Below are 12,473 nucleotides of genomic sequence, written 5' to 3'. Positions count from 1 at the left end.
ACAATGTTGTCAGGTTTCTTTTTATATGATGGAAAAAAGGAGATGAGAATGTATGTACGATATCGTGATTTTACAGAAACAATGGATCAAGGGATTATCTGTTCGAACAACAAACGAAATGGAGCAAACAAACGAGCGGAAGATTGCACCGCTTTGGCAGCAATTTTTCACGCAGCAGCTTCGCGGAGGACATGCGCCAGTCATAGGGCTGTATTCAGATTATGAAAAGGATGAAAATGGCGCTTATTTGTTCACAGCGGGGCAATTGGTTGACCAGCAGCTAGCACAAGATGCAAAAGAGATTCCAGGCTCCACCTACGCAAGATTTCAAACGAGAAAGGGCCCGATTGAAGAAGTTGTGTTTGAAACATGGCAGCAGATTTGGAGTTGGGATCAGCGTTATTTGCGAACATATACTGGCGATTTTGAATGGTACGACGAACGATCGATTGATCCAAAAGAAGCGCAAATTGATATTTATATTGCTGTCGATGAAAAAATAGTTGCTAAAACTAATGATATTAGTTAATATAAAACTAACGACATTAGTTTTAGGGGGAAAACAAGATGAGATTGACAACATTTGACCGTTTGCACCAGCTTACATTAATGCCGCGTATTTTTCCGGTAAATTGTTATGTATTTGAGGAAGAGAATGAACTCATCTTAATTGATGCAGCTTTGAAAATGGCAGCAAGCTCGATAATTGAATTGGCACATCAATTAAACAAACCCATTAAAAAAATTATTCTGACTCATAGTCATATGGATCATATTGGCGCACTAGATGAAGTGAAAAAGGCTTTTCCAGAGGCAGTTGTTTATTTATCGAAACGAGATGCTCGCCTGTTTGCTGGCGATTTCTCTTTACTTCCTGGTGAGCCAGAGAAAAAAGTCAAAGGCAGTTTTTCAAAAGACATTCACACAAAACCAGACGTGCTTGTTGAAGAAGGGGACGAGATTGGGTCCCTGAAAGTCATTGCCACACCAGGACATACACCAGGAAGCATCTCTTTATACGATGAAAAGTCAGGGGTTGTCATTGCGGGTGATGCAGTTGTGACAAAAGGCGGTTTATTTGTAACGGGTGAGTTTCGCTTCACCTTCCCATTCCCGGCTTTTGCCACTTGGGATGCAGAAACAGCACTAAAAAGCGCTGAAAAATTACTGGCACTTCCCTTGTCTTGTCTCGCAGCAGGGCATGGTGATCTCATCATAGAGCCTGAGGCAAAGCTCAGAGCCGCTATCGAAAAAAGGAAGCAGCAGCTACAAAAGGGGGGACAGTAAGCCATGTCTCCAAGAATGGGTATCACACAAGAAAAAATTGTTGAATCTGCCATCGAATTTGTCGATGAAGAGGGCTTTTCCGCTTTGACTATTGCTACATTGTCCAAACGGCTTAACATCAGACCACCATCTCTTTACAACCATATATCCGGTCTTCATGAAATACAGGCAGCTCTTGCTGTCAAGGGGCTGACAATGCTTTGTGAGGCCGGCAAACAAGTAACAGCGGGGCTGGAAAAAGAAGACGCTGTTTTAGCATTTGCAAGACAATATGTTCAATTTGTTCGTCAGCATCCCGGTCTTTATGAGGCTGCTTTTTCACATATGAATGAAAAAGAAGTCAGTGTGGCTGCAGAGAATCTTGCTGATTTTGTCCAATCCATCATGTCTCGTTTTGGTGTAAGAGAAGAGGACATGACGCATGTCGTGAGAGGGCTCAGAAGCTTACTACACGGTTTTGGAGATATTTCAAACAAAAAAGGATTTCAACGGAAAGAACAGCTTGAAGATAGTGTGAGCTATGCGGTCCGTCTTTATATTGCAGGCATCAAAGAGCAAGAAGATCTGTCTCATTGACAGGTCTTTTTTATGTATCGAACCGATATGATGAAGGAGATGTAAACAAATCAAAACATTTTTTGGGCAAAAAACCAATAAAGATTTGACAGTTTTGTGAAACATGGTATGCTTATTATGTGAAATAATTCACATAGAGGAGTAGAGGCAGATGAAAAGAAAGCCTGTTTATGTGGAAACAACCATTCAAGCACCTATTGAAAAAGTATGGGAGTATACGCAAAATCCAAAGCTTCATGAACAATGGGATTTGCGATTTTCGACCATTTCATTAAATGGACCTAGTGATGAACAGCCCCAATCCTTTTTGTATGAGAAACACCTTGGATTCGGCATTAGTGTAACTGGGACAGGAGCGTATCGAACGAGCGTGAAGGATGAGCGTCATGAAAGAGCATCCTCACTTCAATTTAAATCATCACACCCTTTGTCTTTCATCAAAGAAGGCGGAGGGTATTGGAAATACATGAAAACGAATGATCACATTGTGTTTCAAACGCAATTTGATTATGAAACAAAGGAAGGAAAAGGGTGGAAATGGGCAGACCGTTTGTTTTTTCGACCAATGATGGGGTTTATGACTGCCTTTAGCTTTGGCGCATTAAAGACGTGGCTTGAAAAGGGCACGCATCCCCGGTTGCTGCTAGAGAGAACACTTGCCCATTATGGCATTTGTTTGTTGTTTGCTATCGTCTGGTTATGTCAAGCGATCATTCCTTTTTCACCTTCTGCTTTTGATCATAGCACCGGATTTCGATTGTTTTATGCGCTATTAGGTGTATCATGGCTCATGCCTAAACTGCCAAAGAAATATATATTCATCCTTCAAAGCATCTTTCTGCTGCTGATGCTTGGTATAGGGATTTTATCGCCAGAAACGACTCTGCACGAGCCGCTGGTGCTGAGTGCATTTTTCATTTTATCCGTTGCAGGAATGATTAATTTAAAAGATTGTGTAGATGTGTTTTCGATCAAACGAAAAAGGGGAGGTAGACATGGTCGTTCATCATCATCAAGTAAAGGACTACGATAAGCTGCATCCAACATTAAAAGAACGTTATAACCGCGCGTTTACGGCCGAAGGTATCATGGAGGAAATAGGAGGCGGGACAAAGCTCATCCGATTGTTATTCAAAATCGGTCCATTGTTTCGCTGTTTTTTTCCTGAAAGAGGGCGAAATATTCCCTTCCAAATTGTGAACAAGCCTTTTACGACAAGTAAGGGAGAAGAAGGGATGCACTGGTTTCGAACGTTCTATTTTCCTGACAAGGAAAGACATTTTGATGCAGATATGATCATTGATCAGAAGAGCCATCAAGTACTAGACTACTTTGGAAAACCTAGGCTTCTTGTGTCAGAGCTTCATTTTACAGTCACGGAAAAAGGGTTCTTGCACATTCAATCAGGTAAGCAAAAGTTTTTGCTGTTTGGGCGAGAGTGGCCGCTCCCTTCTTGGCTTTATGGTGAATCTGATGTAACAGAAGGGTACGATGAGCGTGCAGGTGAGTATACGATTGATGTTCAAGTGAAAAATCGCCTTTTTGGCACTCTTTTTACTTATAAGGGCCGGTTTACGGAAAGGGTGTCACCTTATGAATAAATGGCATTTGATGTGTAGCATCGTGTTGATGTCCTGCTTTCTCTTTACACGTTTGACGACAGCTCCCATACCAGAATTTTTTGTTTTGATTGCGATTTTATTTTTTCTTCCCGCTTTCTTACACTTTTTTTATCAGGAAGAGAAGAAACGGCAGCAGAAGGGGCTGATCGGTTTCATAATGAAAGCCTTTCCAGTAGCAGCTCTATGTGCAACAGGCGCATTCATCTATCATTCTCTTTGGCTTGCATTGGGATGGCTTTTCTTTACAATGATTCTGGCTTTATTTGGTTTCACCCGTTTGCTGAAAAGAGGGGCCCATCCGCTTCATGAGCTGATGATCGATGGCGCATGTATGTATATCGCTCTAGGTGGGCTTTGGTTCTGGCTGTACATAGCAGATATACAAGTGATGACATTTTCACCGATGATTGTTCTTTTGACAGCTATTCATTTTCATTACTCGGCTTTTTTTATCCCTATCTTTTATGGCTTATTAGGAAGGCAGCGGAAAAAAGAGACGACGCTATACAAAGTGGGCGGCTGGGTTATTTTACTGTCGCCAGTGATGATTGCTGTTGGAATCAGCTATTCTCGCCTGTTTGATACGTTCAGCGTCATTTTGTATGTGATCGCACTTTATTTGTATGGAATTTTGTGTATGACAACTTCTTTTCGTTCAACTGTCGCAAAAGGGTTCGTTGTGCTTTCTAGCATCATGTTAATGGGAACCATCGTCCTATCATTCCTTTATTCTGCCGGAATGCTTTTACATGTTACCTACATCAGCATGGATCAAATGATTTGGTTTCATGGCAGTATCAATGCAAGTTTGGTTATTTTACCAGGCCTCATTGGATGGTTGATTGAAAGACCAGCTGATCGATTGAAACAGAAGGATTTTCCGGTATCGAGAGTTCACGGTCGTTTTCAGATCATGTCTTTTCAACATGACGACATGCAGCATGATGAGAAGATTGGTTTAGTCGATTCTCTTGACCAATTAAATGGAAAGGCATTTTCAGCAGAGAGTGTGTCACCGGTTATTCGCAGATTTTATGAGGACCCGATGTCCTTTACGTTAAAAGCAGCCGTCTGTTTTCATTGGTGGGTAAGGCCGTTTGTCTTTTTGCTTCAACCTGTTTTTAGACAAATAGGACAGCTCTATTTAGGGTCATCACGAATGCCATATGAAATGCCGGGGAGTCTTTCAAGATTTCAACATCCTCTTGAAGAAAGGAAGAATGTACGTGTGTGGATCAGGCGCAATGAGAAAGGCGAGCAAGTCTTTTATGCGCTCTATGCCCAGCACCATGATGAAGAGACAGTCTATATGAATATTGCTTTGCCGCTTCCTTTTTCACAGCTTACGGCTATTTTAAAACCTTTGAATGAAAAGGAAGATTTTCTATTAAAAAGTAAAAGTCCAAAAGGCAGTACGGGTGATGAAGGATTGTATTTGCATACGTCTTTCATCACCATGAAACTGCCAATGGAAGAAAGCTTTCATATGAAACCGGAGACGGAAAAAAGTCTCACAGCAATTCATCAAATGAAGCTATTCGGCATTCCTTTTTTAACGATTCAGTATCAAATCGACAGTGAAAGCCACTCATCTTAATCAATGATGTCACATGGTTCACCGTGACGAATAATGTTCACAATCGCTTGCCCATCACTCGGATGATGATCTGCATACTGTACTGGCAGTAAAGCAAAAAATACATAGTAGACTGAGAAGTAAGCAAATTGATAGAAAAATTGATGTTCTGGCAGGAAATCGTTGGCGATCATTGTGTTCAATATGAGAACACTGAGCAGGTTGCATAATGATCCGCCTAAGTAGACAAGAATGTGTGAGAAACGGTTATTTCTCCTCATTTCTTCATAGTGGCAAAATGCATCTAGAAAATAGATTCTTCTAATTTCAACGACGCCTATTTTCAATACTTTTTTGCCTCTGCCAAGTGCAAACGAAACCTTTGCTCCAAACAGCCAGGCGACTACAATGTGACCCAGCTGATGCAAGATGGCAACGATAGGAAGAATGACGAAAAACGACCAGCAAAACGTCCACATATCTGATAATGTAAACAAGTGTTAACCCTCCCTGAAATATTCGAGAGGAAGCAGTAGGATTATTTGCCATTTTACCGAATTCACTTTCATGATGCAAACATTTAATAGACTACTATAAAATTATTATGTAAACTAAAAAGGATTTTCAATGAATAGGCTTTTTAACCCTTTCTTTTAGAAGAGTAGGGTGTGCTACAATAAAGAAATTAGTGGAAGACAAGTGGTCATCCAGCAGAAGAAAAATGTGACCTTTTTTATGAAAGATTGAAAGGAGAGAGATTCTAATGGCAGATATTGAACAGTTTTTAGCGTTAGACATTCGCGTTGGGACGATAGTAGAAGCAGAATTTTTTGCAGAAGCAAGAGTGCCTGCTTTCAAGCTGAAGATTGACTTTGGGGATGAGATTGGCATAAAACAATCTAGTGCACAGCTGACAAAACGTTATCAGGCTGAGAATCTCACTGGGAAACAAATTATTGCAGTGGTCAATTTCCCGCCAAGAAGAATTGCCGGGTTTAAATCAGAGGTACTTGTCTTAGGAGGCATGCCGTCAAAAGAAGACGTTGTCCTGCTTGCCACTGATGAGCCGGTTGAAAATGGCACCAAAATAGGGTAAGAAAAAAGACATCTTCATCAGAAGATGTCTTTTGCGTATTGAGGCGGAATAACCACACGCCACATTCGTGTGTGTCTCAAAGAGACGTGTTACCCGACTTACACAATTCAGCTCATCGCTTGATTAATATAGCATGGGATTGGTATGAATGCAACCATTATTTGAGTTCTCTTTGATTTTGGAAGATAAAAAGAGATTCATATCCTCATATCATAGAAAAAATGACAAGAAATCAATTATTTGGATTATTTTTTCAAAAAATATTGAAAAGTCAGATCATATTTTATAAAATGAATTCATCTTAGTTTGTTTAATCAATAAACTAAGATGGCGATCATCTATTGATCTATTGTTTAAAGCGAATGATTTGCTGCTATGTGGGCTAAGCTGAAAGAAAGAGATGTTCAGCTTCATTTTTACAACGAATTGAAAGCGCTTTATTTTTGACCTATTGATTGCTGCTGCCCTGCACCATCTGTCCGTTAGAAGAGGCTAAGTGAAGAAGGGAGAAAACTCATGGTGAGTGAGAATTTAAAGAAGATTCGTATGTCTGAAAAAGTGGGGTATGCTTCAGGAGATTTCGCATGTAATTTAATTTATGCAACTGTCTCTACGTATCTATTATTTTTTTATACGGATGTCTATGGATTATCAGCAGCAGCAGCAGGGACGATGTTTTTGGTGGTTCGGGCCATCGATGCGCTTGCAGATCCGTTTATTGGGGCGATGGTTGACCGAACGAACAGCCGTTTTGGCCGGTTTAGACCTTATTTGTTATTTGGTGCGTTACCTTTTGCCGTTCTTGCCATTCTTTGTTTTACGACACCGGATTTTTCCGAAATGGGAAAACTCATTTATGCGTACATCACGTATGTTGGTTTATCGCTTACATACACGTTCATCAATGTTCCTTATGGTGCTTTAACTTCCGCAATGACAAGAAATAACCAAGAGGTCGTCAGTATTACGTCTGTTCGTATGCTTTTTGCAAATCTCGGTGGGTTAGTTGTTGCTTTTTTTGTTCCGTTTCTTGCGACGTTTTTGAGTGATACAACAGGAAATACAGCACTTGGCTGGCAGATCACGATGGCATTTCTCGGTGTACTTGGGGGCGGATTACTGATTTTCTGTTTTAAAAGTACGAATGAGCGCGTCACGCTTCAAAAGCCAGAGGAAAAGATCAAGTTCAGTGATCTCTTTGTCCAGTTACGAGTGAATCGTCCGCTTGTTGTGTTAAGCATTTTCTTTATCATTATCTTTGGTGTGAACTCGATCAGCAACTCAGTGGGGATCTATTATGTGACGTATAACCTAGGCAGAGAAGATTTAGTGAAGTGGTACGGCCTGATTGGCAGTCTGCCAGCTTTAATGGTGTTGCCGTTTATTCCTAAGCTGCACAAGTTGTTAGGAAAGAAAAAGCTGCTGAATTATTCATTATTGCTGAATATTGTAGGCCTTCTTGCCTTACTTGTGATCCCGCCGAGTCAAATCACTTTAATACTTGTTTTCAGGCTCGTTGCGGCTGCAGGGAGTATTACAGCAGGTGCTTACATGTGGGCACTCATTCCTGAAACTGTTGAATATGGCGAATATAAAACAGGAAAAAGGATGGGCGGACTGATCTACGCAGTGATTGGCTTCTTCTTTAAATTTGGGATGGCCTTAGGTGGCATCGTTCCAGGGCTTGTCCTTGACCGATTTGGTTATATTGCAAACCAAGTGCAAACACCAGAAGCTTTACTGGGCATTTTAATCACGACAACGGTGATTCCTGTATGCTTACTAATTTTAGCGATGGTTGATATTAATTTTTATAACCTAGATGAAGAAAAACATAAAAAAGTCGTACGAGAGCTTGAGAATAGAGACAAGGTGTATATCGATCATATGGACGACTTTAAAATGTAGTTCTCTGAAAGAGGAGGAAGTTCAATTGAAGATTACTAATCCAGTGCTCAAAGGGTTTAACCCTGACCCAAGTATTTGCCGTGCGGGAGAGGACTATTACATGGCGGTTTCTACATTTGAATGGTTCCCGGGGGTGCAAATTTATCACTCGAAGGATCTCGTCAACTGGCGGCTTGTCGCGCGTCCCTTGCAAAAAACTTCTCAACTCGATATGAAAGGAAATCCTGATTCCGGCGGGGTATGGGCGCCGTGTTTAAGTTATGCGGATGGTCAGTTTTGGCTCATCTATTCAGATATTAAAGTAGTAGATGGTCCGTTTAAGGATGGTCATAATTATTTGGTCACAGCTGACGAAGTAGATGGTGAGTGGAGCGATCCGGTTCGGCTCAATAGTTCTGGGTTTGATCCTTCCTTGTTCCATGATCCAAGCGGAAAGAAATACGTGTTGAATATGCTGTGGGACCATCGAGAAAAACATCACTCCTTTGCAGGTATAGCCTTACAGGAATACAGTGTATCTGAAAAAAAACTGGTCGGTGAGCGGAAGGTCATTTTTAAAGGCACACCAATCAAACTGACAGAAGCCCCGCATCTTTATTACATCAATGATGTCTATTATTTATTAACAGCTGAAGGGGGAACACGTTACGAACATGCAGCCACAATCGCCCGTTCCTCGCGTATTGATGGGCCGTACGAGGTTCATCCTGACAACCCAATTTTAACGGCTTTTCATGCGCCTAGCCATCCACTACAAAAATGCGGGCATGCTTCCATTGTACAAACGCATACAAATGAATGGTATATGGCTCATCTGACTGGCCGCCCAATTCATTCAAGGAAGGAATCCATTTTTCAGCAAAGAGGCTGGTGCCCTTTAGGAAGAGAGACAGCCATACAAAAGCTTGAATGGAAAGATGGCTGGCCGTATGTGGTAGGCGGAAAAGAGGGGCTCCTAGAGGTTGAAGCGCCTGCGATGAGCGTAAAAGAGTTCTCTCCAACCCATCACATTGTCGATGAATTTAAAGATTCATCGTTAAATAGACATTTTCAAACATTAAGAATCCCATTTACGGATCAGATTGGTTCAGTGACGGAAAATCCTCATCATTTAAGGCTGTATGGGCAGGAATCTTTAACGTCTAAATTTACCCAAGCGTTTGTTGCGAGGCGCTGGCAAAGCTTTTATTTTGAAGCAGAGACAGCGGTTTCCTTCTTTCCGAAAAACTTTCAGCAAGCGGCAGGTCTTGTGAATTATTATAATACGGAAAATTGGACTGCACTTCAGGTGACTTATGACGAGGCGCTTGGCCGTATCCTTGAGTTATCTGTGTGTGAAAATCTGGCCTTTTCTCAGCCGCTAATTAAAAAAATCATCATCCCAGACGAGATTCCGTATGTGTATTTAAAAGTGACTGTTCAGAGAGAGACGTACACGTATTCTTATTCTTTTGATCAACAAGAGTGGGAAAAAATAGATGTACCGCTTGAATCGACCCATTTATCAGATGATTTTATTCGAGGAGGGGGGTTCTTTACAGGGGCTTTTGTCGGAATGCAGTGCCAAGACACAAGCGGCGAACGTCTGCCTGCCGATTTTAAGTATTTTCGATACGAAGAAACAACTGAATAAAAAAAGACAACACTCTAAAGGCTGTCTCTCTTTAACATGTATTCCATTATGGTGAAGGCGTGACATCACGCAAAAAAGCTTCAGTGACTAGAGATGTCATCCCTAAGGCTGGTGCGTTTTGTCCTAATGACGAAGGAAGCAGCTCCACCCGTGAGCTGAATTGTGCATCCATTCTAGAGGATACTTCATCTTGAATGACACTTAGAACGGCCTGCTCAGATTCAATGACCTTGTTTCGTAAAATAACGGCTTGTGGGTTGAAGGTATGCAGAACGTTTGTGAGACCTACCCCAATGTAAAAGCCAAAGTTACGCAAGGCATTGAGTGTCTTCATATCATTTAACTTCGCCAGCCGCTCAATATCTTGATAGGTGAATGGCTGACCATCTGTTTGGAGCGATTGGAACAGTGCCTTCTCAGATGCATACAGTTCCCAGCAACCACGATTTCCGCAGCTACATGTCGGTCCATTAAAGTCAATCGTCATATGTCCCATTTCACCAGAAAAACCGTTTGTGCCTCTATATAAATGATGATTGATAATGATTCCTATTCCAATACCAGTGCCGATACTTGCATAGATCAGATGGTCATAATGTTTAGCAGCACCGAAGATTTTTTCACCGTACGCACCGGCATTTGCTTCATTCTCGATAAAAACCGGTACTTGGAATGTGTCTTGGAGACTTGTTTTCAGATCGACATTTTTCCATTTTGAATGAGGCGTAAACACAATTTGTTCATCTGCATCGACCAGACCTGGTATACAAATCCCTATACCAATCAGCCCGTATGGAGAAGTAGGAATGTGTGAACGTAACTGCTGAATCAATTCAATTAAAATACGGACGGTCACATCAGGTGTGCTGGATGGGAGCTTGAGCTGCTCATCATGAATAATCGACCCTTCAAGGTCTGTTAAAATGCCGTTGATATAATCAACACCGACATCAATGCCGATAGAGTAACCTGCACGTTTATTAAACATGAGAAGCACGGGTCTTCTTCCGCCGCTAGATTCGCCTTGACCGATTTCATAAACAAGATGTTCTTTCATTAATGTACTCACTTGAGAAGAAACGGTCGATTTATTTAACCCAGTGCGTTCAGATAATTTTGCTCTGGAAATTGGTGCATGGTGCAGAATTTCGTTTAGCAATAGCTTTTGATTTATTTTTTTCACAAAGTTCTGATCCGCAATATCCATTGTATCCACTCCATTTGTTTCGTCTTTAGATTAAGTGAAGAAAAGCCGTTTTTTGTCGAGTTCATTCTCTATAAAACATGCTTTTTATTTTATTATAACGAAAATATTTCTAAAAAACTAAAAAATATGGAAAATTCAAAGAGATTAGTTGGTAAACTCGTTTGTTCGTTTGTTGAATCAACTTACTAAGTGAATATATAGGGGGAATCACTTATGGTCAAATCAAATATGACTTCGTTAAGTAGTTTACAGGGGATTGGCAACATTCAATATGAAGGAAAACATTCAAAGAACCCATTCGCATTTAAATATTATAATCCGAGCGAAATGATTGGCGGAAAGACAATGAAAGACCACCTGCGATTTTCCGTCGCTTATTGGCATACACTGACTGCTGATGGAACAGACATGTTTGGAACTGGCACGATGAAAAGAGCTTGGGATTCTTATAGTGGAATGGATTTGGCGAAAGCTAGATTGGAAGTGGCTTTTCAGCTCTTTGATTTATTGGATGTTCCGTATTTTTCATTCCATGACCGTGATATTGCACCAGAGGGCGACACGCTTCAAGAGACCAATCAGCAGTTAGACATCATCATAGAAAGAATGAAAGATTACATGCAGCAAAGCGGGGTTCGGCTTCTATGGAACACGGCTAATATGTTTAAGCATCCAACATTTGTTCACGGTGCAGCGACATCCTGTCATGCAGATGTATTTGCGTATGCAGCTGCACAAGTGAAAAAGGGCATCGAAACAGCAAAGGAACTCGGCGCAGAAAATTATGTTTTCTGGGGAGGACGAGAAGGTTACGACACACTGCTGAATACAGATATGAAAAGAGAGCTTGACCATTTGGCGACCTTTTTGCATATGGCGGTCGATTATGCAAAAGAAATCGGATTTACAGGTCAATTTTTAATTGAGCCAAAGCCGAAGGAACCGACAACTCATCAATATGATACGGATGCAGCGACATCGATCGCCTTTTTAAAACAATATGGATTGGATACACACTTTAAATTAAATATCGAGGCCAATCATGCAACATTAGCGGGTCATACGTTTGAGCATGAGCTGCGTGTAGCAAGAATTCATGGACTGCTCGGTTCCGTTGATGCCAACCAAGGAAACTCCCTTCTAGGCTGGGACACAGATGAATTCCCAACGGATTTATATGCCACAACACTCGCCATGTATGAAATTTTGCAAAATGGCGGACTTGGAACAGGCGGTCTCAATTTTGATGCAAAAGTCAGAAGAGCCTCCTTTGAACTGGAAGATCTTCTGTATGCCCATATTGCAGGGATGGATGCATTCGCAAAAGGGCTGCGGGTGGCTCATAGACTCATAGAAGACCGTGTGTTTGAAGATGTGATCAAGCACCGGTACCGTAGTTTTTCTGAAGGAATTGGACGGGAGATTTCAGAAGGAACGGCAAACTTTCATACATTAGAAGAATATGCACTGAAACATCCGCTCATCAGAAACGAATCTGGCAGAGAGGAACAGTTGAAAGCCAGATTGAATCAATATTTGTTAGAAGATTAATGGAGCGGGCTGCTGTT

General features: G+C 41.3%; 12 protein-coding genes. 10 read left to right on the top strand and 2 right to left on the bottom strand.

What is annotated here, in order from left to right; all coding sequences use genetic code 11:
• Window positions 1-52: 52 nt before the first annotated feature.
• From MHI20_RS03355 to MHI20_RS03330, 6 genes are all read left to right on the top strand, one after another.
• Window positions 53-529 carry a GyrI-like domain-containing protein gene (locus MHI20_RS03355; RefSeq protein WP_046526860.1) on the top strand — a complete coding sequence of 159 codons (477 nt, stop codon included), beginning with the start codon at window positions 53-55 and terminating at the stop codon, window positions 527-529.
• A 38-nt stretch (window positions 530-567) separates the two neighbouring features.
• On the top strand, window positions 568-1,287 hold the full coding sequence (locus MHI20_RS03350; RefSeq protein WP_256688444.1) for an MBL fold metallo-hydrolase: 720 nt from the start codon (window positions 568-570) through the stop codon (window positions 1,285-1,287).
• Between the two features lie 3 nt (window positions 1,288-1,290).
• Window positions 1,291-1,863 carry a TetR/AcrR family transcriptional regulator gene (locus MHI20_RS03345; protein ID WP_340936722.1) on the top strand — a complete coding sequence of 191 codons (573 nt, stop codon included), beginning with the start codon at window positions 1,291-1,293 and terminating at the stop codon, window positions 1,861-1,863.
• A 151-nt stretch (window positions 1,864-2,014) separates the two neighbouring features.
• Window positions 2,015-2,896 (top strand): hypothetical protein, encoded by an 882-nt coding sequence (locus MHI20_RS03340; RefSeq protein WP_024718313.1) that lies wholly within the window; start codon window positions 2,015-2,017, stop codon window positions 2,894-2,896.
• Entirely contained in the window at window positions 2,859-3,464 is a 606-nt protein-coding gene (locus tag MHI20_RS03335; RefSeq protein ID WP_135009153.1) for a DUF4166 domain-containing protein, read from the top strand. The genes MHI20_RS03340 and MHI20_RS03335 overlap by 38 nt, the downstream gene beginning before the upstream one ends.
• Complete coding sequence (locus tag MHI20_RS03330; RefSeq protein ID WP_340936716.1) at window positions 3,457-5,082, top strand: YndJ family protein; 1,626 nt, start codon at window positions 3,457-3,459, stop codon at window positions 5,080-5,082. The genes MHI20_RS03335 and MHI20_RS03330 overlap by 8 nt, the downstream gene beginning before the upstream one ends.
• On the opposite strand, the gene MHI20_RS03325 is transcribed toward MHI20_RS03330, so the two are convergent.
• Window positions 5,079-5,558, bottom strand: a complete 480-nt coding sequence (locus MHI20_RS03325; protein WP_007500681.1) for a hypothetical protein — start codon at window positions 5,556-5,558, stop codon at window positions 5,079-5,081. The genes MHI20_RS03330 and MHI20_RS03325 overlap by 4 nt on opposite strands.
• Window positions 5,559-5,824: 266 nt before the next feature.
• On the opposite strand from MHI20_RS03325, the gene csaA reads away from it, so the two are divergent.
• The 3 genes from csaA to MHI20_RS03310 all read left to right on the top strand — a co-directional run bounded on the left by csaA (window position 5,825) and on the right by MHI20_RS03310 (window position 9,698).
• Entirely contained in the window at window positions 5,825-6,157 is a 333-nt protein-coding gene (csaA, locus tag MHI20_RS03320) for a chaperone CsaA (protein WP_017367427.1), read from the top strand.
• 516 nt (window positions 6,158-6,673) lie between these two features.
• Complete coding sequence (locus MHI20_RS03315; RefSeq protein WP_024718316.1) at window positions 6,674-8,065, top strand: MFS transporter; 1,392 nt, start codon at window positions 6,674-6,676, stop codon at window positions 8,063-8,065.
• A gap of 25 nt (window positions 8,066-8,090) precedes the next feature.
• The gene (locus tag MHI20_RS03310) at window positions 8,091-9,698 is read left to right on the top strand and encodes a glycoside hydrolase family 43 protein (RefSeq protein ID WP_340936713.1); all 1,608 of its coding nucleotides are present in this window, start codon (window positions 8,091-8,093) and stop codon (window positions 9,696-9,698) included.
• A gap of 46 nt (window positions 9,699-9,744) precedes the next feature.
• Here MHI20_RS03310 and xylR read toward each other — a convergent pair whose 3' ends face one another.
• Window positions 9,745-10,905, bottom strand: a complete 1,161-nt coding sequence (gene xylR, locus MHI20_RS03305) for a transcriptional repressor XylR (protein ID WP_340936711.1) — start codon at window positions 10,903-10,905, stop codon at window positions 9,745-9,747.
• A 213-nt stretch (window positions 10,906-11,118) separates the two neighbouring features.
• Here xylR and xylA point away from each other — a divergent pair, with 213 nt between their 5' ends.
• Complete coding sequence (gene xylA, locus MHI20_RS03300) at window positions 11,119-12,456, top strand: xylose isomerase (RefSeq protein ID WP_340936709.1); 1,338 nt, start codon at window positions 11,119-11,121, stop codon at window positions 12,454-12,456.
• The last annotated feature ends 17 nt before the right edge of the window (window positions 12,457-12,473 follow it).

The organism is Bacillus sp. FSL K6-1106 (assembly GCF_038005245.1).
In the GTDB taxonomy this organism is placed as follows: domain Bacteria; phylum Bacillota; class Bacilli; order Bacillales; family Bacillaceae; genus Bacillus; species Bacillus altitudinis.
This window is presented reverse-complemented; position numbering and strand designations above follow the sequence as displayed.